At 71.4% G+C, this 25,601-nt stretch carries 22 protein-coding genes and 3 pseudogenes; 11 read left to right on the top strand and 14 right to left on the bottom strand.

Annotated features, from left to right (window positions below):
- Window positions 1-46: 46 nt before the first annotated feature.
- Complete coding sequence (argH, locus tag ACWD04_RS24445; protein WP_451135255.1) at window positions 47-1,480, bottom strand: argininosuccinate lyase; 1,434 nt, start codon at window positions 1,478-1,480, stop codon at window positions 47-49.
- A gap of 167 nt (window positions 1,481-1,647) precedes the next feature.
- Here argH and ACWD04_RS24440 point away from each other — a divergent pair, with 167 nt between their 5' ends.
- The gene (locus tag ACWD04_RS24440) at window positions 1,648-2,247 is read left to right on the top strand and encodes a pyridoxamine 5'-phosphate oxidase family protein (RefSeq protein ID WP_451135253.1); all 600 of its coding nucleotides are present in this window, start codon (window positions 1,648-1,650) and stop codon (window positions 2,245-2,247) included.
- Between the two features lie 64 nt (window positions 2,248-2,311).
- Window positions 2,312-3,013: a L,D-transpeptidase family protein gene (locus ACWD04_RS24435; protein ID WP_451135251.1), complete on the top strand. Its 702-nt coding sequence runs from the start codon at window positions 2,312-2,314 to the stop codon at window positions 3,011-3,013.
- An 8-nt stretch (window positions 3,014-3,021) separates the two neighbouring features.
- On the opposite strand, the gene ACWD04_RS24430 is transcribed toward ACWD04_RS24435, so the two are convergent.
- The 6 genes from ACWD04_RS24430 to ACWD04_RS24405 all read right to left on the bottom strand — a co-directional run bounded on the left by ACWD04_RS24430 (window position 3,022) and on the right by ACWD04_RS24405 (window position 10,871).
- Entirely contained in the window at window positions 3,022-3,558 is a 537-nt protein-coding gene (locus tag ACWD04_RS24430) for an arginine repressor (RefSeq protein WP_451135249.1), read from the bottom strand.
- A gap of 25 nt (window positions 3,559-3,583) precedes the next feature.
- Window positions 3,584-4,780 carry an acetylornithine transaminase gene (locus tag ACWD04_RS24425; RefSeq protein WP_451135247.1) on the bottom strand — a complete coding sequence of 399 codons (1,197 nt, stop codon included), beginning with the start codon at window positions 4,778-4,780 and terminating at the stop codon, window positions 3,584-3,586.
- Window positions 4,777-5,703: an acetylglutamate kinase gene (argB, locus tag ACWD04_RS24420; RefSeq protein WP_451135245.1), complete on the bottom strand. Its 927-nt coding sequence runs from the start codon at window positions 5,701-5,703 to the stop codon at window positions 4,777-4,779. Before argB ends, ACWD04_RS24425 begins: the two co-directional genes overlap by 4 nt.
- Entirely contained in the window at window positions 5,700-6,854 is a 1,155-nt protein-coding gene (argJ, locus tag ACWD04_RS24415) for a bifunctional glutamate N-acetyltransferase/amino-acid acetyltransferase ArgJ (RefSeq protein ID WP_451135243.1), read from the bottom strand. The genes argB and argJ overlap by 4 nt, the downstream gene beginning before the upstream one ends.
- A 94-nt stretch (window positions 6,855-6,948) precedes the next feature.
- Window positions 6,949-7,977 carry an N-acetyl-gamma-glutamyl-phosphate reductase gene (gene argC / locus ACWD04_RS24410; protein ID WP_451135241.1) on the bottom strand — a complete coding sequence of 343 codons (1,029 nt, stop codon included), beginning with the start codon at window positions 7,975-7,977 and terminating at the stop codon, window positions 6,949-6,951.
- A 110-nt stretch (window positions 7,978-8,087) separates the two neighbouring features.
- Entirely contained in the window at window positions 8,088-10,871 is a 2,784-nt protein-coding gene (locus tag ACWD04_RS24405) for an AAA family ATPase (protein WP_451135239.1), read from the bottom strand.
- A 188-nt stretch (window positions 10,872-11,059) separates the two neighbouring features.
- On the opposite strand from ACWD04_RS24405, the gene ACWD04_RS24400 reads away from it, so the two are divergent.
- The 3 genes from ACWD04_RS24400 to ACWD04_RS24390 all read left to right on the top strand — a co-directional run bounded on the left by ACWD04_RS24400 (window position 11,060) and on the right by ACWD04_RS24390 (window position 14,341).
- A complete protein-coding gene (locus tag ACWD04_RS24400) occupies window positions 11,060-11,974 on the top strand; it encodes an MBL fold metallo-hydrolase (RefSeq protein WP_451135237.1) in 915 nt (304 codons plus the stop codon).
- A 43-nt stretch (window positions 11,975-12,017) separates the two neighbouring features.
- Window positions 12,018-13,508: a carboxylesterase/lipase family protein gene (locus tag ACWD04_RS24395; protein WP_451135235.1), complete on the top strand. Its 1,491-nt coding sequence runs from the start codon at window positions 12,018-12,020 to the stop codon at window positions 13,506-13,508.
- A gap of 200 nt (window positions 13,509-13,708) precedes the next feature.
- The gene (locus tag ACWD04_RS24390) at window positions 13,709-14,341 is read left to right on the top strand and encodes an SRPBCC family protein (protein WP_451135233.1); all 633 of its coding nucleotides are present in this window, start codon (window positions 13,709-13,711) and stop codon (window positions 14,339-14,341) included.
- Window positions 14,342-14,370: 29 nt separating this feature from the next.
- On the opposite strand, the gene ACWD04_RS24385 is transcribed toward ACWD04_RS24390, so the two are convergent.
- Window positions 14,371-14,790: a DUF5997 family protein gene (locus ACWD04_RS24385; protein WP_451135231.1), complete on the bottom strand. Its 420-nt coding sequence runs from the start codon at window positions 14,788-14,790 to the stop codon at window positions 14,371-14,373.
- Window positions 14,791-14,827: 37 nt separating this feature from the next.
- On the opposite strand from ACWD04_RS24385, the gene ACWD04_RS24380 reads away from it, so the two are divergent.
- Window positions 14,828-15,592 (top strand): LysR family substrate-binding domain-containing protein, encoded by a 765-nt coding sequence (locus tag ACWD04_RS24380; RefSeq protein ID WP_451135229.1) that lies wholly within the window; start codon window positions 14,828-14,830, stop codon window positions 15,590-15,592.
- A 3-nt stretch (window positions 15,593-15,595) separates the two neighbouring features.
- Window positions 15,596-16,057 (top strand): annotated as a pseudogene (locus ACWD04_RS24375) (LuxR C-terminal-related transcriptional regulator); the annotation flags it as partial.
- Window positions 16,058-16,064: 7 nt separating this feature from the next.
- Here the strand turns inward: ACWD04_RS24375 and ACWD04_RS24370 are convergent.
- The 4 genes and pseudogenes from ACWD04_RS24370 to ACWD04_RS24355 all read right to left on the bottom strand — a co-directional run bounded on the left by ACWD04_RS24370 (window position 16,065) and on the right by ACWD04_RS24355 (window position 19,669).
- Window positions 16,065-17,216 (bottom strand): serine hydrolase domain-containing protein, encoded by a 1,152-nt coding sequence (locus ACWD04_RS24370; protein ID WP_451135227.1) that lies wholly within the window; start codon window positions 17,214-17,216, stop codon window positions 16,065-16,067.
- A gap of 96 nt (window positions 17,217-17,312) precedes the next feature.
- Window positions 17,313-17,777 (bottom strand): annotated as a pseudogene (locus ACWD04_RS24365) (histidine phosphatase family protein).
- Between the two features lie 69 nt (window positions 17,778-17,846).
- Window positions 17,847-18,215, bottom strand: a pseudogene (locus ACWD04_RS24360) (GNAT family N-acetyltransferase); the annotation flags it as partial.
- Window positions 18,143-19,669, bottom strand: a complete 1,527-nt coding sequence (locus ACWD04_RS24355; protein WP_451135225.1) for an aminotransferase-like domain-containing protein — start codon at window positions 19,667-19,669, stop codon at window positions 18,143-18,145. The pseudogene ACWD04_RS24360 and the gene ACWD04_RS24355, both read right to left, overlap by 73 nt.
- Here ACWD04_RS24355 and ACWD04_RS24350 point away from each other — a divergent pair.
- Both ACWD04_RS24350 and ACWD04_RS24345 read left to right on the top strand, forming a co-directional pair.
- Window positions 19,668-20,642, top strand: coding sequence for a DMT family transporter (locus ACWD04_RS24350; RefSeq protein ID WP_451135223.1), 975 nt, complete (start codon window positions 19,668-19,670; stop codon window positions 20,640-20,642). The two genes, ACWD04_RS24355 and ACWD04_RS24350, sit on opposite strands and share 2 nt — an antisense overlap.
- 42 nt (window positions 20,643-20,684) lie before the next feature.
- Window positions 20,685-20,894, top strand: coding sequence for a DUF1918 domain-containing protein (locus ACWD04_RS24345; RefSeq protein WP_451135221.1), 210 nt, complete (start codon window positions 20,685-20,687; stop codon window positions 20,892-20,894).
- A 72-nt stretch (window positions 20,895-20,966) separates the two neighbouring features.
- Here the strand turns inward: ACWD04_RS24345 and ACWD04_RS24340 are convergent, their stop codons facing one another.
- Complete coding sequence (locus tag ACWD04_RS24340) at window positions 20,967-22,229, bottom strand: glycoside hydrolase family 10 protein (protein ID WP_451135219.1); 1,263 nt, start codon at window positions 22,227-22,229, stop codon at window positions 20,967-20,969.
- 195 nt (window positions 22,230-22,424) lie between these two features.
- On the opposite strand from ACWD04_RS24340, the gene ACWD04_RS24335 reads away from it, so the two are divergent.
- On the top strand, window positions 22,425-23,285 hold the full coding sequence (locus ACWD04_RS24335; protein WP_451135217.1) for a 3-hydroxybutyryl-CoA dehydrogenase: 861 nt from the start codon (window positions 22,425-22,427) through the stop codon (window positions 23,283-23,285).
- A gap of 528 nt (window positions 23,286-23,813) precedes the next feature.
- The gene (locus tag ACWD04_RS24330) at window positions 23,814-24,143 is read left to right on the top strand and encodes a hypothetical protein (protein WP_451135215.1); all 330 of its coding nucleotides are present in this window, start codon (window positions 23,814-23,816) and stop codon (window positions 24,141-24,143) included.
- A 259-nt stretch (window positions 24,144-24,402) separates the two neighbouring features.
- On the opposite strand, the gene ACWD04_RS24325 is transcribed toward ACWD04_RS24330, so the two are convergent.
- Complete coding sequence (locus tag ACWD04_RS24325; protein WP_451135303.1) at window positions 24,403-25,557, bottom strand: cytochrome P450; 1,155 nt, start codon at window positions 25,555-25,557, stop codon at window positions 24,403-24,405.
- Window positions 25,558-25,601 lie beyond the last annotated feature (44 nt).

Below are 25,601 nucleotides of genomic sequence, written 5' to 3'. Positions count from 1 at the left end.
CGGTTCCGAACGCCTTCCCGTCAACGTATCCCGCGATGCCTGTGAATCATCCGCGCGCGGTCGCCCAGGCGTGCTGCGTCACCAGGTCGGCCTTCACCTCGGCCAGCTGTGCGGCGACGGCCGAGGGGGCCGTCCCGCCGCGCCCGTCGCGGGAGGCGAGCGCGCCGGGCACGTTCAGGACGGTGCGCACCTCCGGGGTGAGGTGCTCGGAGATCTTCGCGAACTGCTCGTCCGTCAGTTCGTCGAGCTCGACGCCCTCGTGTTCGCACACCTTCACGCACTCGCCCGCGACCTCGTGCGCCACCCGGAAGGGGACGCCCTGCTTGACCAGCCATTCGGCGATGTCCGTGGCGAGCGAGAAGCCGGCCGGGGCCAGCTCCTCCATGCGCTCCCGGTGGACGGTGAGCGTCGCCATCATGCCGGTGAAGGCGGGGAGCAGGACCTCGAGCTGGTCGCAGGAGTCGAAGACCGGCTCCTTGTCCTCCTGGAGGTCGCGGTTGTACGCGAGCGGGAGGGCCTTCAGGGTCGCCATCAGTCCGGTCAGGTTGCCGATGAGGCGGCCGGACTTGCCGCGGGCCAGCTCGGCGATGTCCGGGTTCTTCTTCTGCGGCATGATCGAGGAGCCGGTGGAGAAGGCGTCGTGGAGGGTGACGAAGGAGAACTCCTTCGTGTTCCAGATGATGATCTCTTCAGCGACGCGGGAGAGATTGACGCCGATCATCGCGGTGATGAAGGCGAACTCGGCGACGAAGTCACGGGACGCGGTGCCGTCGATGGAGTTGCCGACGGAGCCGCGCTCGAAGCCGAGGTCCGCGGCGACCGCCTCCGGGTCCAGCCCGAGGGACGACCCCGCCAGTGCGCCGGAGCCGTACGGCGACACGGCGGTCCGCTCGTCCCACTGGCGCAGCCGTTCGGCGTCGCGGGACAGGGGCTGCACATGGGCCAGGACGTGGTGGGCGAAGAGGACGGGCTGGGCGTGCTGGAGGTGCGTACGACCGGGCATGGCCACGTCGGGGTGCGCCTCCGCCAGTCCGACCAGGGCGTCCTGGAGCTCGGCGATCAGCCCGCCGATGATCCGCGCGTGGTCACGCAGGTACATCCGGAAGAGCGTGGCGACCTGGTCGTTGCGGGACCGGCCGGCCCGCAGCTTGCCGCCGAGGTCCGGGCCGAGGCGCTCCAGGAGGCCGCGCTCCAGCGCGGTGTGGACGTCCTCGTCGGCGATGGTGCCGGTGAACGACCCGTCGGCGACGGCGGCTTCGAGCGAGTCCAGGCCCTCGATCATGCGGGCCAGCTCCTCGCCGCTCAGCAGCCCCGCCTTGTTGAGCACGCGCGCGTGGGCACGGGAACCCGCGATGTCGTACGGCGCGAGCCGCCAGTCGAAGTGGACGGAGGCGGACAGCTTGGCCAGCGCCTCGGCCGGGCCGTCGGCGAAACGGCCGCCCCAGAGGCGTACGTCACTGGTGCCGGTGCCGTTGCTCACTGCGTGCTCCTCGGGAGTACAAGGGGCGGAACACGCGTATGCCTGTCCACCATTCTTGATCCATTCACTGATGGGTATAACTATGCAGTCCTCCGTATGGTTTGTCAAAGCGCCGGTGAACGTTCGCCCTCTGCCCCGAAGCCCCCTAATAGTTCGATAATCACCCCATGGGAAAAACTCATGAACGCATCGACGGGCGACTCAGGGCTTTCATTGAGGCGCAGCACCTCTTCTTCACCGCGACGGCGCCCCTGGACGGCGACGGCACGGTCAACCTGTCCCCGAAGGGAATCAACGGCTCGTTCGCCGTCATCGACGAACAGACCGTGGCCTACCTCGACTTCGCCGGCAGCAATGCCGAGACCGTCGCCCATCTCCAGGAGAACGGGCGCATCACGCTGATGTGGTGCGCCTTCCAGGGCCCTCCGAACATCGTCCGCGTGCACGGCCGCGGTGAGCCGGTCTTCCGTGACGACGCTCGCTTCCCCGGGCTGCTCGGCCACTTCCCGGACATCGACCCCACCCCGCACGGGCTGCGCGCGATCATCGTGGTGACGGCCGAACTGATCCGGGACACCTGCGGTTACGGGGTGCCCTTCATGTCGTACGACGAGGACCGCTCCCTGCACTCCGACCGCTTCCGGCGCGAGGACGACGAAAGCCTGAGCAGGTATTTCGAGAAGAAGCCCGACATCGCCACCAGCATCGACGGTCTTCCGGGGCTCCCCCTGCCCCTGCCTGTGATGCCCACGCCGGCCGAGGGGTGAGCCACTGAGCCGTACGGAGCAGGCGCGGTGGGGGCGGGCCGCCGCGCCCCGTACGGTCCGGGGCATGCACAGATTTCTGGTGACCGGGTCGGTTCTGCTGGCACTGGCCGGCTCGCTCGCGGCACGGCCCGCCGGACCGCCGCCCCTTCCGGAACGGCTGGCCGACACGGGCGGCGGCACGCAGCTGATCACCGCCGAGGCCCCCGGAACGGACTCCACCACGGGCACGGTCACCTGGTGGGACCGGCGCGGCGGCGGCTGGGTGGCGGCGGGCTCGGCACCCGCCCGCTTCGGGGCGAACGGCCTGGCGGAGGGTGCCACCCGTACGCAGGGCACGAACACCACTCCCACCGGGCTGTACGACGTGCCGTACGCCTTCGGCATCGAGAAGGAGGCGCCCGGTACCCGCTATCCGTACCGCCGGGTCGTCGAGGCCTCGTGGTGGTGCCAGGACACCACGTCCCGTGCGTACAACCGCTGGGTGGAACCGCGGCCCGCCGACTGCCGCGCGGAGGAGGCCGAACACCTGGTCAGCTATTCCACCCAGTACGCCCGTGCGCTCGTCATCGGCTTCAACTACCACCGGCCGGTACGGGGCAGGGGCGCCGGGATCTTCCTCCACGTCGACGGGAAGGGCGCGACCGCCGGCTGTGTGTCCGTGCCGGCGGCCGCCATGGACCGGATCCTGGCCTGGGCCGATCCGGTCCGCCGTCCGCACATCGCGGTCGGGACGGCGTCCGGCCCGACCGCGATCACGCGCTACTGAGGACCGGGTCAGCGGTCGTTCTGGGCCAGCCGCAGCAGATGGTCGGCCAGCGCTTGGCCGCCGTTGGGGTCACGGCTGATCAGCATCAGCGTGTCGTCCCCGGCGATCGTGCCGAGGATCGCCTGGAGTTCGGCCTGGTCGATGGCCGAGGCGAGGAACTGGGCGGCGCCCGGAGGCGTACGCAGCACCACGAGGTTGGCCGAGGCCTCCGCGGAGATGAGCAGCTCGGCCGAGAGCCTGCGCATCCGCTCCTCCTTGGCCGACCCTCCGAGCGGCGCCTGCGGGGTACGGAAACCGCCCTCGCTCGGCACCGCGTAGATCAGCTCGCCGCCGGTGTTGCGGATCTTCACCGCGCCCAGCTCGTCCAGGTCGCGGGAGAGCGTCGCCTGGGTGACGCTCAGCCCGTCGTCGGACAGAAGTCTGGCCAGCTGGCTCTGCGAGCGCACCGGCTGTCGGTTCAGGATGTCCACGATCCTGCGGTGACGTGCCGTGCGGGTCTGCGGCACCGACGGCCCGCCGTGGTCGGTTTCCTGCGCCTCGGTCATCGTCGTCGCCTCATTCTCCGGATCGTCACTCGCCGGATCGTCCGTCCCCGTAAGCCGCGTCGAGAGCTCCTGGCAGGATCCGCAGGAACGCGTCCACCTCGGCGTCAGAGATGATCAGCGGCGGCATGAGCCGTACGACGTCGGGGGCGGGTACGTTCACCAGGAGTCCGGCTCCCTGAGCCGCCTGCTGCACCTTCGGTGCGAGGGGGCCGGTGAGCACGATACCCAGCAGCAGTCCGGAGCCACGGACGTGGGAGACCAACGGGTGGCCGAGGCCCTCGACGCCGTCCCTGATCCGCTCGCCGAGCCGCTTCACGTTGTCCAGGATGCCGTCGGCGGCCAAGGTGTCCAGCACGGCGAGTCCGGCGGCGCAGGCGACGGGGTTACCGCCGAACGTCGTGCCGTGCTGACCGGGCTTCAGCAGGTCGGCCGCGGCACCGAACGCGACGGCGGCGCCGATCGGCAGTCCGCCGCCGAGCCCCTTGGCCAGGGTGACCACGTCGGGCTCGACGCCCTGGTGGGCCTGGTACTCGAACCAGTGCCCGCAGCGGCCGATCCCGGTCTGCACCTCGTCCAGGACGAGCAGCGTGCCGGTGGCCCGCGTGATCTCCCTGGCCGCCTCCAGATAGCCCTTGGGCGGTACGACGACTCCGTTCTCGCCCTGCACGGGCTCGATGACGAGCAGCGCGGTGTCGGTCGTCACCGCGGCCCGGAGCGCCTCGACATCGCCGTACGGCACGTGGGTGACGTCGCCGGGCAGCGGCAGGAACGGGTCGCGCTTGCCGGGCTGGCCGGTCAGGGCGAGGCTGCCCATGGTCCGGCCGTGGAAGCCGCCGTCGGTGGCGACCATGTGCGTCCGCCCGGTGAGCCGGCCGATCTTGAAGGCCGCCTCGTTGGCCTCGGCACCGGAGTTGCAGAAGTAGACCCTGCCCGTACGCCCGAAGAGCTGCAGCAGCCGCTCGGCGAGCGCGACGGGCGGCTCGGCGGTGTAGAGGTTGGAGACATGGCCGAGACGAGCGATCTGCGTGGAGACGGCCTCGACCACCGCGGGGTGGGCGTGGCCCAGCGCGTTCACCGCGATACCGCCGACGAAGTCGAGGTACTCGCTTCCGTCCGCGTCCCACACACGGGCGCCCGCGCCGCGCACCAGGGGCAGCTGCGGGGTGCCGTAGTTGTCCATCAGCGCACCCTGCCAGCGCTGGGTGATGTCCTCGTTGCTCATGACTCCCCCTCTGCGCCGTGCGGTGTGGCGGTTGTCGCGTCGGGCACGACCATCGTGCCGATCCCCTCGTCGGTGAAGATCTCCAGCAGGATCGCGTGCTGGACCCGGCCGTCGATGACACGGGCGGTCTCGACACCGTTGCGTACGGCGTGGAGGCAGCCCTGCATCTTGGGCACCATGCCGCTGGAGAGGTCGGGCAGCAGCTTCTCCAGCTCCGTGGCGGTGAGGCGGCTGATGACGTCGTCGCTGTTCGGCCAGTCCTCGTAGAGGCCCTCGACGTCGGTGAGGACCATCAGCGTCTCGGCGTCCAGCGCTGCGGCGAGTGCGGCGGCCGCGGTGTCGGCGTTGACGTTGTAGACGTGGTTGTCCTCGGCGGAGCGCGCGATGGAGGAGACGACCGGGATCCGGCCGTCGTCCAGCAGCGCCTGGATCGCTCCGGTGTCGATGGCGGTGATCTCGCCGACCCGGCCGATGTCGACCGCCTCGCCGTCGATCACGGGGCGGTGCTGGACGGCCGTGATCGTGTGAGCGTCCTCGCCCGTCATGCCGACGGCGAGCGGGCCGTGCTGGTTGAGCAGCCCGACCAGTTCACGCTGGACCTGTCCGGCCAGAACCATGCGTACGACGTCCATGGCCTCGGGCGTCGTGACGCGCAGCCCCGCCTTGAATTCACTGACCAGGCCCTGCTTGTCGAGCTGCGCGCTGATCTGCGGGCCGCCGCCGTGCACGACGACGGGCTTGAGGCCGGCGTGCCGCAGGAAGACGACGTCCTGGGCGAAGGCCGCCTTCAGGTCCTCGTCGATCATGGCGTTGCCGCCGAACTTGATGACGACGGTCCTGCCGTTGTGACGGGTGAGCCAGGGCAGCGCCTCGATGAGGATCTGCGCCTTGGGCAGCGCGGTGTGCTTCCTCGCGGCACTCATGAGCTGTACGCGCTGTTCTCGTGGACGTACTCGGCGGTCAGGTCGTTGGCCCAGATGACGGCGGACTCGTCTCCCGCCGCGAGGTCCGCGGTGATCCCGACCTCCCGGTAGCGCATGTCGACCAGGTCTCGGTCCTCGCCGACGCTGCCGTTCCTGCACACCCAGACGTCGTTGATGGCGACGTTCAGCCGGTCGGGCTCGAAGGCGGCCTTCGTCGTGCCGATCGCGGAGAGGACCCGGCCCCAGTTGGGGTCCTCTCCGTGGATGGCGCACTTGAGGAGGTTGTTACGGGCGATGCTCCGGCCGACCTCGACGGCGTCGTCCTCGGTGGCCGCGTTGATCACCTCGATCCGGATGTCCTTGGAGGCGCCCTCGGCATCGCCGATCAGCTGCCGGGCGAGATCGGCGCAGACCCTCTGCACGGCCCGGTCGAACTCGGCCTGCGCGGGGGTGATTCCGCTCGCTCCCGAAGCGAGCAGCAGCACGGTGTCGTTGGTGGACATGCAGCCGTCGGAGTCGACCCGGTCGAAGGTGGTGCGGGTGGCGGCGCGCAGCGCGGCGTCGAGAGCGGGTGCTTCGACGTCGGCGTCGGTGGTGAGGACGACCAGCATGGTGGCGAGGCCGGGGGCGAGCATGCCCGCGCCCTTGGCCATACCACCGACGGTCCAGCCCTCGCCTCCCGCGACCGCGGTCTTGTGGACGGTGTCCGTGGTCTTGATCGCGATGGCGGCCTTCTCGCCGCCGTGCTCACTGAGGGCCTGGGCCGCCTGCTCGATACCGGGCAGGAGCTTGTCCATGGGGAGGAGCAGGCCGATCAGTCCGGTGGAGGCGACCGCGATCTCCCCCGCGCTGTGACCGCTGAGGACCTCGGCGGCCTTCTCGGCTGTGGCATGGGTGTCCTGGAAACCCTGGGGCCCCGTACAGGCGTTGGCACCACCGGAGTTGAGGACGACGGCGGTCACTTCGCCGCCCTTGAGGACCTGTTCCGACCAGAGGACGGGGGCGGCCTTGACGCGGTTGGAGGTGAAGACGCCCGCGGCGGCGCGGCGGGGTCCGTTGTTGACCACGAGGGCCAGATCCGGATTACCGCTCTCCTTGATTCCGGCGGCGATGCCCGCCGCCGTGAATCCCTTGGCTGCCGTGACGCTCACTGCTTCTCCTCGTTCGCTTCTCCGCCCACGCAGCGCGGCGGCGGCGCGGCATCATTCGTCCCTGCCCGCAGCCCGGCGGCTGCGCGTGAGTCGCTCAAGGTGCGACTCCGATCGTGGAAAGACCTGTCTCCTCGGGGAGCCCGAGGGCGATGTTCATGCTCTGCAGGGCGCCTCCGGCGGTGCCCTTCGCGAGGTTGTCGATGGCGCTGATCACGATGATCCGGCCGGCCGCCTCGTCGTGGGCGACCTGGATCTGCACGGCGTTGGATCCGTACACGGCCGCGGTGGCGGGCCACTGCCCCTCGGGCAGCAGGTCGACGAACGGCTCGTCGGCGAAGGCCTTCTCGTACGCCGCACGGAGCGACTCGGCGCTCACCCCGGGCTTCGCCTTCGCGCTGCATGTGGCGAGGATGCCGCGGGGCATGGGCGCGAGGGTCGGCGTGAAGGACACGGATACGGGCTCACCGGCCGCGGCGCCGAGGTTCTGGATCATCTCGGGGGTGTGCCGGTGGACCCCGCCGACGCCGTACGGGGACATGTTGCCCATGACCTCGGAGCCGAGCAGGTGCGGCTTGGCCGCCCTGCCAGCGCCGGAGGTGCCGGACGCGGCGACGACGACGGCCTCGGGTTCGGCGAGACCGGCCGCGTACGCCGGGAAGAGCGCGAGGGAGACGGCCGTCGGGTAGCAGCCGGGGACGGCGATGCGCTTGGTTCCCTCCAGAGCCGTGCGGGCCCCGGGCAGCTCGGGCAGTCCGTAGGGCCAGGTGCCGGCGTGCGGGGAGCCGTAGAATTTCTCCCAGTCGGCCGGGTTCTCGAGCCGGAAGTCGGCACCCATGTCGACGACGAGCACCTCGTCACCGAGCTGTTCGGCCACGCCTGCGGACTGTCCGTGCGGGAGGGCCAGAAAGACGACGTCGTGCCCGCTGAGCACCTCCGCCGTGGTCGGCTGCAGAACGCGGTCCGCGAGCGGCCTCAGGTGCGGCTGCAGCGCGCCGAGCCGCTCTCCGGCGTTGGAGTGGCCGGTGAGGGCCCCGATCTCGATCTGGGGGTGGGTGAGGAGCAGGCGGAGCAGTTCCCCGCCGGCGTAACCGCTCGCTCCTGCCACTGCCGCACGTACCACCATCGGAAATCCTCCTCATCGATGGCATGACTATACGCAGTAATGCAGGTTTATGCAAAGCTCTTCCGCTCCCTGGACCGCTGGGGTGACCGAGGATTCCGGCGTGAGGGCGGTCACTCCTGGTTGCGCCCGGTCGCCACGAGCGTTCCCTCGATGAGGTCGCGCAGCTGCGAGCGGGCGGTGACGCCCAGTCTGGGGAAGCTGCGGTAAAGGTGCGAGCTGACCGTGCGCGGCGAGAGGAAGAGCTTCTCGCCGATCTCCCTGTTGGTCAGGCCGCGGGCGGCGAGCCTGATGATCTGCTGTTGCTGCGGGGAGAGTTCGGCCAGCGTGTCGGGGGTGGAGACTGCGACGTCGATGCCCGCGGCGCGCGATTCAGCCTGGGCGCGCTCCACCCACGGACGGGCCCCGAGGCGCTGGAAGGCTTCGAGGGCCGCGGTGAGCAGCGGCCGCGCCTCGGCGATACGCCGGCGGCGCCGCAGCCATTCAGCACAGTCGAGGAGAGTCTGGGCGCGCTCGAAGGGCCAGTGCTTGAGCGCCGGATCGGCGAGGGCCTCCCGGAAGTACGGTTCGGCGTCCTCCGGGTCCGCGAGCAGCGCGCGGGCCCGGCTGATCAGCGCGCGCAGCCGGGGTGAGGCGCCGTCGCCGAGCCGGCGGGCGGAGCGCTCCACGATCGAGGACGCCTCGTCACGGTGCCCGGTGCGGACCGCGGCGGCGGCCAGCTCCGCAAGGGCAGGGTAGGACGCGTGATAGTGCACTGGGCCCCCCTCCGCCGTGAAGGCCAGGCGGAGTTGGCCGTACGCGGTCTCGTACGCGCCTTCCGCACCGGCCGCGGCGCCGAGTGCGCGGCGGACGTACACGGCGATCGAGCGGCTCCCCAGCGGATCGATCAGGGCGAGCGCGTCAGCGGCCCGGGAACGGGCTTCGGCCACTTCACCCTGGAGCGCCAGAACCATGGCGTCCACCGCGGCCGCGCACGCCACGGCATGGTCGAGGCCGATCATCGAGGCGCTCGCGGTGGTCTGCGCGCAGGCCTCGCGCGCCTGCTCCCACCGCCCGTGCTCCACATACGCCCAGGCTGCGGCGCCGCCAAGACCCTCCGGCAGCCGTCCGTGGACCTGCCAGCGGTCGAAGGCCGTGTCGAAGGCGCTGACCGCGCGCGGAGTCTCGTCCAGGAGCCAGGCCATGATCGCGAGGGTGGTGAGCCGCTCGGGCCTGTGCTCCGCGTCGGCGAGCAACTGTGGGAGAAGGGTGATGAGTTCGGGCCTGCCGTCGGCCGGGTCGGACACCGTCCGCACCCAGGCGCGTCGCCAGTCACCCTGCTCGTCCTGCGGAAGCTGCGCCAGCACACGGTCGATCGCCTTCCGCTGGGCGTCCTCTCCGGAGTAGAAGCGGACGACCGCCGCACTGGCGAGCATGTCGAGGGCCGCGTCCGGGTCCGTGGCCGCCCACTGCCGCGCGGTGCGCGTCAGACGGGAGAACACCAGGGTGTGGCGGGTGGTCAGCGTCGCGAGACGGCCGGCGTGCAGGGCGGCGGTGACCAGCAGCGTTGCGTCGTCGGTGCGTTCGCGTACCGCGGTGACCAGCTCGTCGACCCAGGTGAGTTCGCCGGTGAACACGGCCGCCCCGGCGGCCGCGACGAGCAGCCTGGCGCTTTCCGCGCGGTGCGGAGCGAGGTCGGCGGCTCGCTGTAGTGCCTGCGCCGCTGCCGCGTAGCCGCCGCGTCGGCGGGCTCGGTCCGCGGTCCGCTCCAGCGCGGCCGCGACGCCCGCGTCCGGGCCGGGAGCTGCGGCCGCGAGATGCCAGGCGCGCCGGTCCGGAGCGTCGCCGAGCAGGTCGGCCAGTGCGCGGTGGGCGGCGCGCCGGGCGTCGAGGGAGGCGGCGTGGTAGACGGCGGACCGCATGAGGGGGTGGCCGAAGCGGATGGCCCGGCCGGTGCGGCGAACCAGTCCGGACCGCTCGGCAGGCAGCCACGCGGTGTCCTCGGCGCCGGGCAGCCCGCCCGCTGCGAGCCCTGCCGTGTCGGCCGTGTCCATGGCCGCCAGGAGCAGCAGCAACCGCCGGGTGGATTCGGGAAGTTCGGTGAGGCGGGCGGCGAAGATCCGCTCCAGTCGCCCGGTGAGCGGCAGTGGCCCGGTGGGGTCACTGCCGGGTGAGGCGGCGGCCCGGGCCAGTTCGACGAGGGCCAGGGGGTTGCCGCCCGCCTGGTCGAGGACCTGGTCCCTGGCTCGTCCGGTGGGGCTCTGCGGCTGATGATCGAGGAGCCGTCCTGCGGCGGCGGTGTCGAGCGGGGCCAGGGTGAGGGTCTGCCCGTGCCGGTCGAGGGCGGGGAGCGGGTCGCCGGTGCGTACACCGATGAGCAGCGTGACCGGGTCGGCGTCCAGACGTTTGACGGCGAAGGCCAGGGCATCCAGGGAAGCCCGGTCGATCCACTGGGCGTCGTCGAGCACCAGGAGCAGCGGCCGCCGGTCGGCCAGATCCGACAGGAGGCCCAGGAGGGCGACGCCGATGAGCATGAGGTCGGGCGCTCCCTCGGCGGGACTTGCACCGAGGGCAGCGGAGAGTGCCGCGCGCTGCCGCTCGGGCAACTGGTCCACGGCGCCGACGACCGGCCGCAGCAGCTGATGCAGCCCGGAGAACACGAGGCTCGCCTCCGACTCGCTCCCCTCCGTGCGCAGCACCCGGACGCCGCTCACCCCTGCCCATCGCATCGCGGATTCAAGGAGCACGCTTTTTCCCATGCCGGCGTCGCCGGAAAGCACCAGGACCCGTTCGGTCGCCGACGCGTGATTCACCATACGAAACACACGCTCGAGATCCGCTTTGCGGCCGACGATCATCTCGCTGTTTTCCGTCGCCGGTCCGCCGGCCGTGCCGGGGTCCGCCACGTGATCGTCCACGAGGCCTCCAGGAATCGCTGGTCTTTCCATGGGAGCCTTCGGCTCGCCTTGTCGCGCCCAGAATACAAGCGCCGGAGACGGCTCCGGCACGTGTGCGTTCCACTGCAGTCATGTGACTGATACCGCCGGGGCGGGGCTCCTCGTACGGTTTCGTCAAGCCCCCGGTCGACCAAGGAAGTCTCAGCCTCATGGACCAGATCGAGCTCGGCAATGTCACGGTCACCCGCGTATGGGAGTACTACGGCCCCGTCGAAATGACCCCTGAATCCTTCTTCCCGGAAAGCCCCGAACACGCCTGGGAAACTGGCCAGGAATGGCTCACGCCGCATTTTCTGGATCCTGATACCAATATCGTGAATTCTGCGATCCAGACCTGGCTGCTGCGCAGTGAGGGCAAGACGATCCTCGTCGACACCGGCGTCGGCAACCACAAGGAGCGTCCGTACGCGCCGGTCTGGAGCCACCTCAGGACTGACTTCCTCGCCAACCTCGCCCGCGCCGGTGTCGAGCCGGAGGACGTCGACGTCGTGATCAACACGCATCTGCACATCGACCACGTCGGCTGGAACACCTACCTGGACGACCGCAGCTGGGTGCCCACGTTCCCGAACGCCACGTACCTGATGCCGAAGGACGACTTCGACTTCTGGAATCCCGAGAACGGCCGGAAGCCGCTGCTCGGCCGCGGCAACCAGAACGTGTTCGAGGACAGCGTCGCCCCGGTGCACGCCGCCGGCCAGACGTTGCTGTGGGAGAACAGCCACCGGATCGACGTCAACCTGCGTCTGGACCTGGCCCCCGGACACACCCCCGGCTCCTCCGTCCTGACGCTCGGCTCCGGCTCGGACCACGCCGTCTTCGTCGGCGACATGCTCCACAGCCCGGTGCAGATCCTCCACCCGGACTCCAACAGCTGCTTCTGCGAGAACCCGGCCGAGGCCATCGCCACCCGCCGCAAGGTGCTGGGCTGGGCGGCCGACAACAACGCGCTGGTCATCCCCGCCCACCTGGGCGGCCACGGCGCGGCCGAGGTGACGCGCCGGGGAGACGCCTTCGGCATCAAGGGCTGGGCTCCCTTCGCCCCGTACTCCGAGCAGCGCTGACTCCTGCTGCGAGCAGGACGACACCCGCAGAAAGGCCAAGACCGTGAACCACCACCCCGCTCCCGTCATCACCACCGCTCAGGGCGCGGTGCGCGGCCTCCGCCAGGACGGCACCACCGCGTTCCTGAACATCCCCTACAGCGCCGCGCCCACCGGCGCCGCCCGGTTCCAGCCGCCGCGGCCGCATGCCGCCTGGGCCGGCGTGCGCGACGCCACCGCGCCGGGACCGAACGCGCCGCAGTCCGAGCGCACGCTCGGCAGCGTCGACATGACTCCCTACTTCGGCACCGGCTGGAGCCGCGGCGAGGACTTCCTCACCGTGAACGTCTGGACGCCCGAGACCCGGCGCGGCGGCCTGCCCGTCATGGTGTTCGTGCACGGCGGCGGATTCGTCGCCGGGTCGACACGCTCGACGATGTACGACGGCAGTGCCTTCGCCCGCGACGGCGTGGTGCTGGTGACCCTCAACTACCGCCTGGGCATCACGGGTTTCCTCGACCTCCCGGGCGCGCCCGCCAACCGTGGTCTGCTCGACGTCGTCGCGGCGCTGCGCTGGGTGCGCGAGAACATCGCCGCGTTCGGCGGAGACGCGGGCAACGTCACCCTCTTCGGTCAGTCGGCCGGAGCTACCATCGTCGGCGGCGTCCTCGCCACGCCCGACGCGTCGGGCCTGTTCCGCCGGGCGATCGTCCAGAGCGGCAACGGTCTGGGCGCCTTCACCACCGAACAGGGCGCGCGCGTCACCCGCGCCGCAGCCGACGTGCTCGGCATCGAGCCCTGCCTCGACGCCTTCGCGGAGATCTCCGACGAGCGCCTTGTCGAGGCCGCCTCCAAGCTCGCGGGCATCGACCTCAAGACCGAGACGCACCGCGACCCGCTGATCGGGCTCAGCCCCTTCAGCCTGGTCCTGGACACCCAGCCCGCTCACGCGGTCGCCGCCGGACTGAGCGCCGACGTCGACCTGCTCATCGGAACCAACTCCGAAGAGGGCAACCTCTATCTGGCCCCGGTGGGCACGTACTCCACCTCGACCGACGCCGACGTCGAGGCCGCCGCGGCCGCCTCGCACCCCGACCCGGCGAAGCTCGTCGAGGCGTACCGGGCGGCACGTCCAAAGGCGTCCCCCGGCGCGCTTCGCTCCGCGATCATGGGCGACGCACTGTTCGGCGCGGGCAGCTGGGCCATGGCCTCCGCGCACGCCACGCACCCCTCGTCGGGCACCTACGGCTACGAGTTCACGTGGCGCTCCGAGGCCCTGGGCGGGGAGCTCGGCGCCACTCACGGGGTGGAGCTCCCCTTCGTCTTCGACCTCGCGGGCCTCCCCCGGCTGCACGGCCCGAAAGCACTGCTCGGCCCCGGGAAGCCGCCCGCCGACCTGGCCTCCGGGGCCCACGATGCCTGGATCCGCTTCGCCAGGACCGGCGAGCCGGGCTGGGCAGCGTACGACAACGACCGCAGGACCACGATGCGCATCGGCGCCAGGTGGGCCGAGATCGACGACCCGAACAGCCAGGAACGCGAGACCTGGAGCTGACGCGGTGGCCCGGCCACCAACCCTCGACATCGGCCGGTTGCCGCCCTGACGCCTGACCACCTCACCACGGCCCTCACACAAGTGAACGTCCACCACCATGTGCAGCGTGGAGGGGCGAGCACGGCGGATCTTCGGTTACATGGCCTGGGACCGGCCGGACGCGGCGCGAGCGAGGACACGTGGATGGGAAGTGAGCGGCCATGAACGAGATCGTCGACGAGGTCAGCCGTGTGCACCGGGAGGTCGGCACACGCCGTGTGGGGTCGGAGGAGGCGGGCACGGTGCTGTTGCGGCGCACCTTCGACGCCGGCCCCGCCGATGTCTGGGGGGCGGTGACCTCGCCGGAGCGGATCGCCCGGTGGTTCCTTCCGGTGACCGGTGATTTCCGGGTCGGCGGGGGCTACCAGCTGGAGGGAAACGCCGGCGGGAAGATCCTCGAGTGCGTGCCCCCGGAGCGGCTGCGGGTGTCCTGGCTGTTCGGCCCCGACCCCGGCTTCAGCGAGGTCGAGGTGCGGCTGGCGCCGGAGCGCGGCAACCGGACGGTGTTCGAGCTGGAGCACGTGTCCGTCATTCCGGAGGAGTTCCGGAGCCAGTACGGGCCGGGGGCCGTCGGCATCGGCTGGGACCTGGCTCTTCTGGGGCTCGGGTGGCACCTGACGGGCGACGGGATCAGCCCGGAGGACGCCGTGGAGTGGCAGACCTCACCCGAGGCGAAGGCCTTCGTGGCGCGCTCGGGCGAGGAGTGGGGACGCGCGTTCGCCGCTGCCGGCGCGGACCCGGAGACCGTGACCGCGACGACGGTGGCGACCGTCGCCTTCTACACGGGCGAATAGCCCGGCCGCGTCCCCCGGCGGCGGGCACGTCAGTCCCGGTCGGTCTTCTCCCCGCGGGCCGCGTCGCGCTCCTTGATGCGCACCGCTTCCTTACGGACCTCCGCCTGGGTGGCCCGCTCCTTCTGCAGCCACTCCGGGCTGTCCTGCTTCAGGGCGTCGATCTGCTCGGTGGTGAGGGGCTCCGTGACACCGCCGCGCGCGAGACCGGCGATGGAGACGCCCAGCTTCGAGGCGACGACCGGCCGGGGGTGGGGGCCGTTGCGGCGCAGCTCCTGCAGCCACTGGGGCGGGTCGGACTGCAGCGCGTTCAGCTCGGCGCGCGAGACGACGCCCTCCTGGAACTCGGCGGGGGTGGATTCGAGGTACACACCCAGCTTCTTCGCCGCGGTGGCGGGCTTCATTGTCTGGGTGGTCTGGTGCGACGTCATGGTGTCCAGGGTATCGAGCATGTGCACCGCCTCCGACCACGGCCGGTAACCTGGCGGGGTGACAGGCTCGGAAGTACCCCCTGCGTTCCGGCTCGCCTACGTCCCGGGCGTGACCCCGACCAAGTGGGTTCGGATCTGGAACGAGCGGCTGCCCGGTACCCCGCTGACCCTCGTCGGCGTACCCGCCGCCGAGGCCGCCGGTCTGCTGCGCGACGGCGGCGCGGACGCCGGTTTCGTGCGGCTGCCCGTCGACCGTACGGACCTCAGCGCGATCCCCCTCTACGCCGAGACGACCGTGGTCGTCGTTCCCAAGGACCATGCCGCGACCGCCGTCGACGAGATGTCGGCCGAGGACCTCGCGGAGGAGATCGTGCTGCATCCCCTCGACGACACCCTCGACTGGGAGCGTCCGCCGGGCCGGCCCGCGTTCGAGCGGCCCGCCACGACGGCGGACGCCGTCGAGCTGGTTGCGGCGGGGGTCGGGCTGCTCGTCGTCCCGCAGTCGCTGGCCCGTCTGCATCACCGCAAGGACCTCACCTACCGGCCGCTGTCCGGCGCCCCCGAGTCACGGATCGCCCTGTCGTGGCCCGAGGAGAAGACCACCGACCTGGTCGAGGAATTCATCGGGATCGTCCGTGGGCGGACCGTCAACAGCACCCGCGGCCGTACCCCGACGCCGCCGCAGCCGAAGGCCAAGCGCGCTGACAAGAAGTCCGGCGCCCCGCGCAAACCTGCGGCGGGCAAGACGTCCCGGGATGGTGCCGGCGGCGCCAAGCAGTCCAAGGGCGCCGCCAAGCGCGGGAAGCCCCGCCGTCGGCCGTAGCGCCCCGACGTCGTCCTGCTGGACATACGGATGCCCCGTCTCGGCGGCATCGATGCCACGCGCCGCATCACCGAGGCGCCCGGCGCAACCGTGCGGGCCCTCGTCCTGACCACCTTCGGCCTCGACGAGTACGTGTACGAGGCGGTGCGGGTGGTGGCGGCCGGTGACGCGTTGCTCGCCCCGAACATCACCAAGCGTCTGATCGCGGAGTTCTCCCGGGTGAGCGCCGGACCCCGCGCTCCCAGCAGGGAGCGTGTCGGCGCTCTCACGGAGCGCGAGACGGAGGTGCTGTCCCTCGTCGCCCAGGGCCTGTCGCACGCCGAGATCGCGGTTCGGCTGGTGGTGGCGGAGCAGACCGTGAAGACCCACGTGAGCCGGATCCTGGTGAAACTGGGCCTGCGCGAGCGGACCCAGGCCGCGGTGTACGCGTACGAGTCGGGGCTGGTGCGTCCGGCGCGCTACTGACCGCGGCTCACAGGGACCCGTACACCGCGTCGACCAGTGCCATCTTGCGCGGGTCGTCGGAGATGTTCGGGCCCATGCGGTTCATCACGTAACCGAGCGCGATCCCGGCCTCGGGGTCGGCGAGACCGCAGGAGCCGCCTGCCCCGTCATGGCCGACGGCACGCGGGTTGGGGCCGTACGAGGCGTTCGCGCCGCTCAGCCAGAGGCCGAGACCCAGCTCGGTCTCGTGGGCGAAACCCGCCCCCAGCACCAGGTCCCGGCAGCTGCCCTGGCCTTCGCGGACCCGCTCGGTCGCCTCCTCCGACAGGATCCGCCGGCCGTCGAGGCTGCCCCGCCCGGCAAGGATGCCGTAGAGGGAGGCGACGGCACGGGCGGTGCCGTGGCCGTTGGCTGCGGGGATCTCGGCGGCACGCCACTCCGGGGTGTTGGCGGCGGCGGTGCCCGTGCCGGGGTTGAGCAGGGAGGCGATGGCCATCGGCTCCATGGTGGCAAAGAGCGCGGCCTGTGCGCGGGCGACGGCCTTCGGCTGGACGAGCTCGGCGACCCGGCCGGCGTCCGCCTCCGGGAATCCCACGCTGAAGTCGATGCCGAGCGGCCCGGTGATCTCCTGCCGCAGGAACTCCCCGGGCAGCAGGCCGGTGATCCTGCGGACGACCTCGCCGACGAGGAAGCCGTACGAGATCGCGTGGTAGCCGGAGCGGGTGCCCGGCTCCCACCAGGGCTCTGTGGCAGCGAGGCGGGCCGTGGTCAGCTCCCAGTCGTAGAGCTCGGCCAGGGTGTGCGGGTCGCGCAGGCCCGCGACCCCGGAGCGGTGCGAGAGGAGGTGGCGCACACGGACGGATTCCTTGCCCGCGGCGGCGAATTCAGGCCAGTACGCCGCCACCGGGGCGTCCAGGTCCAGGAGACCGCGGTCGATCAGGACGTGGGCGCAGAGGGCGGTCGGGCCCTTCGTCGTGGACCAGACGTTCACCACGGTGTCCCGCTCCCACGGGCGGGTCCGCTCCCCGTCGGCCCAGCCGCCCCAGAGATCCACCACGGGTTGGCCGTCGAGCAGGACGGTGACGGCCGCGCCCAGCTCGTCGCGCTCGGCGAAGTTCGCCGCGAACGCGTCGCGTACCGCGGCGAACCGGTCGTCACAGTGGCCTTGGATCTGCGGCACAGGTCTCTCTCCTCGTCTCGGTGCCACGCACCATACCGACTGGTCGGACTGCCGGGAAGGCGCCGTACGAGCCGTTCCGTCGACCGGGTGAACCGATCAGCCCGGAAACGCTTCGTGGCCGAGACTCCGGCGGCCGGGCAGTCCGGTGATCGTCACGGTGGAGAGCGGACGGACGTCGACGTCGAGCCGGCCCCTACCCGGGATGAAGGCGAGCAGGGATGCGCCGCTGTACGGGGCGGAGCGCGGACCGGCGAGACAGGCGTCGGCAGCGGCCGGCTCGTGGGCCGCCACGCCGGACAGGGTCAGGCCCCGTCGGCGGCCCTGTCGCAGTCGCGCGGCGCGGGCCGGAGAAGGGGGGCGAAGCCGAGGCGTCGCCGGTGGCGCGACTGCGGGGTGCGGGCGAGCAGTAGCGCAGCTCGGCCGCACCGAGCGGCACCAGCGCGTGGGCGGCGAGCTGGACCTCGCGCCGACCGGCGTGGTCGCGCGGCCGGTGTCGTCGAAACGCTCGGCGAGGAGGGTGGAGCTGCGCGCTGCGGCGACCAGGTGCATCCGAACACTCATGAGCGCGATCGTGGAGCCAGGCACCCTGCCGGACAAGAGGGCCGACAGGGCGCACACTGACACCCTCCCTCAGCCCGCCTGGAGGCACATCCACATGTCCGGTTCGGCGAGCGGGGCGAATCCGAGCTTGGCGTACACCCCGTGGGCGTCCCTGGTGGCGAGCAGGAACCTGCGCACACCCAGCGGAGCCAGCTCGTCCCGGACGGTGGTGACGAGCCGGGTACCGAGACCGTGGCCGCGGGCCGCGCGGTCGACGTACACATCGCATATCCACGCGAAGGACGCGTGGTCGGTGACCACGCGCGCGTAGGCGGCCTGTTCACCCGAAGCCGGTTCGTAGGCACCGAAGTTGAGCGAGCCCGCGATCATCCGGTCCTGCTGCTCACGGGTGCGCCCCAGGGCCCAGTAGGCGTCCGTGGAGAGCCAGTGGTGGATGCGGGGAGGTTGGCGCCCGGCGTCCTCAGCTCGTCAACAGCCGCGCGCAGCCTGCGAACCCCCTCGGCGATCTCCGCCGGGCCCGAGACGGCTGCGAAGCTCAGCCTGACGTGTCCGGCAGGCGGTTCGGCGCAGTGGTAAGGACGGCCGGGCGCGACCGCGACGCCGGCCCGCAGGGCGGCGGAGACCAGAGTGGGCTCACCGGCTCCCGGCCCCGGGAGCCGGAGCCAGATACTGCCGCCGCCCGACGGCACATGCGGCAGGGCGAGTTCGGGCAGCCGACTGCGCACGGCGGCCGTCAACGCAGTGCGGCGGCTGCCGAGTTCGGCGGCCACGGTACGCAGATGGCGCTCCCAGGCCGGGGAGCCCACGAGTTCGAGCGCTGCCTCCTGGAGCGGGCGCGGTACGAAGAAGCTGTCGACGACCTGGATGGCGCGCAGCCGCTCCAGGACCGGGCCACGGGCGGCCAGCGCGCCGACGCGGAGGCTGGGCGACGTGATCTTGGTGAGGGAGCGCACGTGTACGACGACACCGTCCGGGTCGTGGGCCGCGAGGGGCTCGGGCAACGGACCGGCGTCCGCGTGCACGAGGCGGCGGGCGAAGTCGTCCTCGACGACGAAGGCTCCCGCCGTCCGGGCGGCCCGGACTATCAGATCGCGCCGCCCAGGCGCGAGGATCACGCCCGTCGGGTTCTGGAAGAGCGGCTGGCAGACGAAGACTCTCGCCCCGGTGGCGCGGATCGCGGCTTCCAGCAGATCGGGGCGCACCCCCTCGGCGTCCATCGGTACGGGGACCGGTCGCAGGCCGGTGGCGCGGGCGGCGGCCAGCATGCCCGGGTAGGTCGGGGATTCGACGAGGACGGGAGCTCCCGGCGGGGCGAGCGCCCGCAGGGCGGTGGCCAGGGCGCTCTGCCCTCCCGCCGTGATCAGGACGTCGGATTCCGTGAGCGTGCCGCCGATCTCGCGGGCGAACCAGGCGCGCAGCTCGGCCAGCCCGTCGGTGGGCGGCCTGCCCCATGCCCCCGGCCGACGTCCGGCCCGGGCCAGGGCGGCGGCCAGCGCCCGCTCGGGCTGGAGGCCGGGATGGAGGTAGCCGCCGTTGAATTCGATCACCCCCGCCGGCGGTGCGGCGAGGGTGACGAGGACGCCCGAGGCGTCGACGGTACGCGGCACGACCTCGGGTCCGGCGTCCCCGCTGAGCGAGACTTCCTGCCAGGAGGTGTCTCCCGGCGCGGGCACGGTGGCGCGGGTCTCGGCCCGGAAGGCACCGGAGCCGGGGCGGGTGACGACCAGGCCTTCGGCGGCGAGTTGTGCGACGGCGCGGGAGACGGTGACCGGACTGACCTTGAAGCGCTCGACGAGCGCCCGGCTGGACGGCAGCTTTCCACCAGGCGAGTAGCGGTTCAGCTCGCCCCTCAGGCAGGTCACCAGGTCGGACACACTGCTACGCTCATGCATGACAGCACAGAATAGCGCTACCGGACGGGCAGCGATAGCGGTTGATGCCGATCACCACTCGACGGCGCGCCGCAGCCCCGGAGGCGGCCTCCTGCTCGCGGGGCTCGGCGTACTCGCCTTCTCGCTGACGTTCCCCTCGACGGTGTGGGGTCTGGAGAGTTTCGGCCCCTGGTCCCTCGTCGCGCTGCGCAGTGTGCTTGCGGCACTGATCGCGGGATGCGCATTGCTCGCCGGCCGGGTCCCCTTGCCCGCGCGCCGCCACTGGCCCGGTATCGCGGTCGTCGCGGGCGGCGTGGTGGTCGGGTTCCCGCTGCTGACCTCGCTGGCCCTGGAGACCTCCACGAGTGCGCACGCGGCGGTGGTGGTGGGGCTGCTGCCGCTGACGACCGCGCTCTTCTCGGCCCTGCGCACCGGCTCACGTCCACCGCGGGCCTTCTGGGCCGCGGCGCTGGCCGGGGCAGCCGTGGTGATCGCGTTCACGGTTCAGCAGAGCGGCGGAAAGCTGTCCGGCGGCGATCTGTATCTGTTCGGGGCGCTGCTGGTCTGTGCGGCGGGATACACCGAGGGCGGCAGGCTGGCCAAGGTGATGCCGGGCTGGCAGGTGATCGGCTGGGCCCTCATCCTCTCCCTGCCGCTCGCGGTGGCCGGCGCGGCCGTGGCACTGCCCTTCGAACCCGTGCACCTCACGGCCCGCGGGGTCGTCGGGCTTGTCTGGGTTGCTGTCGTGTCGACCTTCCTCGGGCTGTACGTCTGGTACCGGGGCATGGCGGAGATCGGGGTCCCCCGGGCCAGCCAGCTCCAGCTGGCGCAGCCGTTGCTCACCCTGGTCTGGTCGTTCCTCGCCCTCGGCGAGGAGGTGTCCGCCGCCGCCCCGGTGGCGGCGGTGGCCGTCCTGGCGTGCATCACCGTGACTCAGAAAGCAGGGGGCCGCGAGGCCCGCCGCGCGAGAGCCGACGCGCCCGTCCGGTCATAGACTTGTCGACATGGACCGCCACCCGTGAGGAGGTCAGCCCCGATGGAGGCACACACGGGCGACCGGCTGCTGACGCACGGCAGGACCGTGGGCCAGCACGACCGGATCGCAGAGATCATCGAGGTGCTCGGCGACGGGGGCAGCCCCCCGTACCGCCTGCGCTTCGAGGACGGGCACGAGTCGATCAGGTCCCCGGGCCCCGACAGCGTCGTCCAGCACACCGCCCCGGAGGAACGGGACCAGGACCGTTAGAGCGCGCGTGCGCCGGGGGTACGAGTGGTCCTCGGCGCACGCGTCCTGGCTTGTCTCGCCCTTCGGCCCGGATCAGCGGGGCGTTCGGGCCGGGACCTGGTAGTGGTCGGCCACCACCCGGCCCATCGCCCCGAAGGGGTCGGCCTTCACGTGCTTCGCGGAGAAGTAGACGTGGCCTCCCACCTCCGGATATCCGGCGGCGAAGTCGAGGTGCCGGGAGAGTTCGGCCGGGTCCTGCCAGGCCGCGGGCTGGGCGGGATCGCCGGCCTTGTAGAGCGCCTCCCCGACGTACAGTCCGACGTCGGTGCCCCGGACCGTCTCGGCCCACCAGGGCAGCAGCTTCGCGTAGTCGGCGGCGGAGAAGCCGATGTTCCAGTAGATCTGCGGACAGATGTAGTCGATCCAGCCCTCCTTCACCCACTTCCGGGTGTCGGCGTGCAGGTCGTCGTAGGTCTGTACGCCGGCCCTGGTGTCGGACCCCAGAGCGTCGGTCGCCTTGTTGCGCCACACCGCGAAAGGACTGATCCCGAACCGGACGCCACTCCTGACCTCCTTGATCCGCGCGGCCGTCTCGCGCACCAGCCGGTCGGTGTTGTCGCGGCGCCAGGCCGCCTTGTCCGCGAAGTCCGCGCCGTACCGCTCGTACGCCGCGTCGTCGTCGAAGACCTGGCCCGCCACGGGGTAGGGGTAGAAGTAGTCGTCCCAGTGCACCGCGTCGACGGCGTAGCGGCTGACCGCGTCGAGCATCGCGTCCTGGACGAATTTCCTGACCTCGGGCAGCCCCGGGTTGTAGTAGAGCTTCCCTCCGTAGGGCAGGACCCAGTCCGGGTGCACCCGGGCAGGGTGGGAGGCGATGAGACGTGAGGGGTCCGTGTGGTTCGCGACCCGGTAGGGGTTGAACCAGGCGTGCAGCTCCAGACCACGCGCGTGCGCCTCGCGGACCGCCGTGCCCAGCGGGTCCCAGCCAGGATCCTTACCCTGGACACCGGTGAGGCACTGGGCCCACGGCTCGTACGACGAGGACCACAGCGCGTCGGCACTCGGCCGGACCTGGAGAACCACGGCGTTCAGCCGCAGGGCGGCCGCGCGGTCCAGGTGCGCGATCAGCTCGGCCTCCTGGGCTGCGGCACTCAGGCCCGGCTTCGATGGCCAGTCCAGGTTGCCGACCGTGGCGACCCACACACCGCGCAGCTCGCCCTGGGCAGCCCTGCGGCCCCTGCTCCCGTGCCGTGGGGAATCCGGTCCACGCGCGGCGACGGCATCACCCGCCATCAGCAGAGCGGCCACCGTGCTCGCCGCGCCCATCACCCATGACCTCCGACCCATACGATACATCTGTACACCTTTCATCCATCTGTTCCCGTATGTCACGTCGGCATGCGTGACGCAGATCATGCCCGCCTCCGGGCCGCCCGACCCGCAGCTTTCCGGTGCCGGATCGCGGAGTAACGTCGTGGGGCCGAGGCGGGCACCGAAATCAAACGGGAACTGCCGCACGAGATCAGCGAAAGGCACGAGGTGACGGACTCTATGGCCGACATTGCACGCGTCGGAGTGGTGGGCTGTGGCCAAATGGGCGCAGGCATCGCGGAGGTCTGCGCACGCAGCGGCCTCGAGGTCAAGGTGGCCGAGACCACCGGCGAGGCCCTGGAGATAGGGCGCACCCGGCTCCACAACTCCCTCTCCAAGGCCGCCGAACGCGGCAAGATCACTGTGGAGGAGCGCGACGAGACCCTCGGCCGCCTCAGCTTCACCACCGACCTCGGTGAGTTCGCCGACCGCGATCTCGTGATCGAGGCCGTCGTGGAGAACGAGCAGGTCAAGACCGAGATCTTCCAGGTGCTCGATCAGGTGGTGACACGGCCGGACGCGATCCTCGCCTCGAACACCTCCTCCATCCCGCTGGTGAAGCTCGCCGTGGCGACCTCCCGGCCGGACCAGGTCATCGGCATCCACTTCTTCAACCCGGCCCCGGTGCAGCGGCTCGTCGAGCTGATCCCCGCGCTGACGACGTCCGACGAGACCATAAAGCGTGCCGAAGCCGTCGTGCAGAGCGTGCTCGACAAGCACGCGATCCGCGCCCAGGACCGGTCGGGCTTCGTCGTCAACGCCCTGCTGATCCCGTATCTGCTCTCGGCGATCCGGATGTTCGAGTCGGGCATCGCCAGCCGCGAGGACATCGACAACGGCATGGAGATGGGCTGCGCCCACCCGATGGGTCCGCTTAAGCTCGCCGACCTGATCGGCCTGGACACCGTGGCCTCGGTCGCCGACTCGATGTACGCAGAGTACAAGGAGCCCCTGTACGCCGCTCCCCCGCTGCTCCAGCGGATGGTCGACGCGGGCCGGCTCGGCCGCAAGACAGGGTCGGGCTTCTACCCGTACGACTGACCTACCGACAGGCCCGGCGCTGAGCCGCCGGGTCTGTCGGGGGACGCATTGCCCCAGGTCGGACCCAGTGCGGCCCGCAGCGCCTTGTCTCCTGCTGCCTACCCGGGTGCCGCCTCGAAGCGCTACGGAGCAGTGGCGTGGGTGGCCATGCCCGAGGTCGTGAGCGCTTCAGCACTGTCGCAACCTTCCGTGGCTGTACCGCGGAAAGCCCATCGGATGTCCCTCCGGCAGAGCTGAAAGCCCCTGGCAACCCCGACTCGAGACCCACGCATTACGAGACCATGAGCGATCGTGTTGCGTGCTGCCGCGCCGTGCCGCCCAATGACCTCTTTTCTGATCAGAGCACGTGCGGCAGGTTGGGCCGCACCGCTGCGTGCTGTGCCGTCCAAAGGCGTCCGGCCATCGACCGGCCACCGAGACCCACTCCGGTTGGGCCGTGCGGCCGATATGGAAGCGTCGTCCCCACACGACGAGCGGGGCTCTCTCCCCCCACGACTGCCGCACGGGTGCCGCACGGGTGCCGCACGGGTGCCGGAGTCTGCAACCGAGATCCCGTCCGGCGGCGCTCGCCCACTGCTCGACCAGTACACCGCGTACGGGACCCCGGAACTTGGCCGGGACGGCCCGGCCGTCCTGGGCGGACACCGCGCCGTCGGCCATCTCTTGGTCATGGACCCGCGCCTCGACGTCCCACGGAATCCCGTATCGCTCGGCGAAGGCACCAAGGACAGGTGCGCTGTCGTGGCACCGCTGGCAGGCGGTCCGGCACTGCTCGCCACCGCCGCCGCACCCACCACTGCGACGCTGCGGGACCTACTCGACGAGGCACAGACGCACGCGCGAGCCCTCGCCCGCTGACGCGAACGGGCCGCCGCCCGCTCGGGGCAGCGGCCCACGGGCCCCGGACGTAGTCAGCCAGGTACTCGTCCAGGGACCGTCCGCACATCTGGCGCTCCACCGCGGTCGCAGGGAACGCTGAGAACTCACGCTTGCCGACCCGTTCACAAAGACAGCGCCCCGGTATCCGAACCCGGCGGGTGGCGGCGGGGCCGGTGCCGACCCGGGACCGCCGCGGGCCAAGGCCGGTGGGCTGCTACCCGGCCGCCGTGGCGACGCGCTACCAGGTCATGGAGAGGCTGCGCGGACTCCGCGAGGTACTGCCCGTCCGCCAGCTGACGAGATCCGGGGGTTCGGCCAGGCGCAAGCCGGGGAAACGGGCCGCGAGGCGGTTCAGGGCGATCCTCAGTTCCGTGCGGGCCAGCCAGGCGCCGAGGCAGTAGTGGGCGCCTGCCCCGAAGGCCAGGGTCGGCGCCTCCAGCGGCGCGAAGAGGTCGTCGAAGGGGCTGCGGGTGAAGACCGCCGGGTCGCGGTTGGCCATGCCGCAGTCCGCGATCACGACGGCGCCGCCTGGAATTGTCACGCCGCCGACCTCCGTGTCCTCGGAGGCGTGGCGTGCGGTCCCCCGGTCGTCGCCCAGTGGGACGAGATGGATGAGCCGGTCCGCGACCGTCCCGGCCGCCTCCTCGTCCGCACCAAGCCGCGCCCACACCTCTGGGCGTTCACCGAGGAGGTAGAGCAGGGCGTTACCGAGCATGGTCATCGTGCTGTCGTGGCCGCCGACGACCAGGCCGCAGACCAGACCGACCAGCTGGGCCTCGGGGATGCCGCCCTCCTCCGCTGCGGCACCCCGGACGAGACTGCTGATCAGGTCGTTGCCGGGGGCGCGCCGCCGTTCGGCGAGGAGCGCCGCCCCGAAGGCCCTGAACTCCCTTAGCGCCGCCTCAACTTGGTCGTCGGCGTGCGAGCCGTCGGAGAAGGCGTGTTCGCTCCAGTGACGCATCCGGTCGCGGGCCTGCTCGTCCAGACCCATCAGTCGGCTGATGACCGCCACCGGCAGCGGGAGAGTGAACTCCGCCACTCCGTCCGCGGGTTGCGGTCCGGCCGCCAGCTCGTCGAGCAGCTGCTCCACGATCGTGGCGATCCACGGCACCCAGCGGGCGACGGCTCTCGGGGTGAAGGCACGACGCAGGGTGCGGCGCAGTCGCAGGTGGTCCGGACCGTCCTGGTTGAACATCAGATCAGGGTCGTTCACGATCTCGGGTACGCCTGGGAGGGACCGCGCGTCGCCGCCGTACAGCTGGGCGCGGCCGAAGCGGGGGTCGGAGAGCACCTGGCGGACGTCGGCGTACCGGCTGATCAGCCAGGCCCTGGAGCCGTCCGGCTGCTCGATGACGCGAGGCGGTTCCGGTTCCTCGAAGTGCAGCCGGTGCATGGGCAGCCGGGTGTGCGGAGCGAGGTCGGGCGAGGTTTTGCCGG

It is taken from the genome of Streptomyces sp. NPDC002911 (genome assembly GCF_053591835.1).
Note: the sequence above shows the minus strand (reverse complement) of the source record. Positions and strands in the feature narration are given on the sequence as shown.

Excerpts from the sequence above, each read along its gene's own strand:
- argC (WP_451135241.1), bottom strand. The coding sequence starts at position 7,977 with ATGGTGGTACGTGCGGCAGTGGCAGGAGCGAGCGGTTACGCCGGCGGG.
- ACWD04_RS24340 (WP_451135219.1), bottom strand. The coding sequence starts at position 22,229 with ATGTATCGTATGGGTCGGAGGTCATGGGTGATGGGCGCGGCGAGCACG.
- ACWD04_RS24430 (WP_451135249.1), bottom strand. The coding sequence starts at position 3,558 with ATGACCGAGGCGCAGGAAACCGACCACGGCGGGCCGTCGGTGCCGCAG.
- ACWD04_RS24335 (WP_451135217.1), top strand. The coding sequence starts at position 22,425 with ATGGCCGACATTGCACGCGTCGGAGTGGTGGGCTGTGGCCAAATGGGC.
- argB (WP_451135245.1), bottom strand. The coding sequence starts at position 5,703 with ATGAGTGCCGCGAGGAAGCACACCGCGCTGCCCAAGGCGCAGATCCTC.
- ACWD04_RS24400 (WP_451135237.1), top strand. The coding sequence starts at position 11,060 with ATGGACCAGATCGAGCTCGGCAATGTCACGGTCACCCGCGTATGGGAG.
- ACWD04_RS24440 (WP_451135253.1), top strand. The coding sequence starts at position 1,648 with ATGGGAAAAACTCATGAACGCATCGACGGGCGACTCAGGGCTTTCATT.
- ACWD04_RS24325 (WP_451135303.1), bottom strand. The coding sequence starts at position 25,557 with ATGCACCGGCTGCACTTCGAGGAACCGGAACCGCCTCGCGTCATCGAG.
- ACWD04_RS24345 (WP_451135221.1), top strand. The coding sequence starts at position 20,685 with ATGGAGGCACACACGGGCGACCGGCTGCTGACGCACGGCAGGACCGTG.
- ACWD04_RS24425 (WP_451135247.1), bottom strand. The coding sequence starts at position 4,780 with ATGAGCAACGAGGACATCACCCAGCGCTGGCAGGGTGCGCTGATGGAC.
- ACWD04_RS24390 (WP_451135233.1), top strand. The coding sequence starts at position 13,709 with ATGAACGAGATCGTCGACGAGGTCAGCCGTGTGCACCGGGAGGTCGGC.
- ACWD04_RS24355 (WP_451135225.1), bottom strand. The coding sequence starts at position 19,669 with ATGCATGAGCGTAGCAGTGTGTCCGACCTGGTGACCTGCCTGAGGGGC.
- ACWD04_RS24350 (WP_451135223.1), top strand. The coding sequence starts at position 19,668 with ATGACAGCACAGAATAGCGCTACCGGACGGGCAGCGATAGCGGTTGAT.
- ACWD04_RS24385 (WP_451135231.1), bottom strand. The coding sequence starts at position 14,790 with ATGCTCGATACCCTGGACACCATGACGTCGCACCAGACCACCCAGACA.
- ACWD04_RS24435 (WP_451135251.1), top strand. The coding sequence starts at position 2,312 with ATGCACAGATTTCTGGTGACCGGGTCGGTTCTGCTGGCACTGGCCGGC.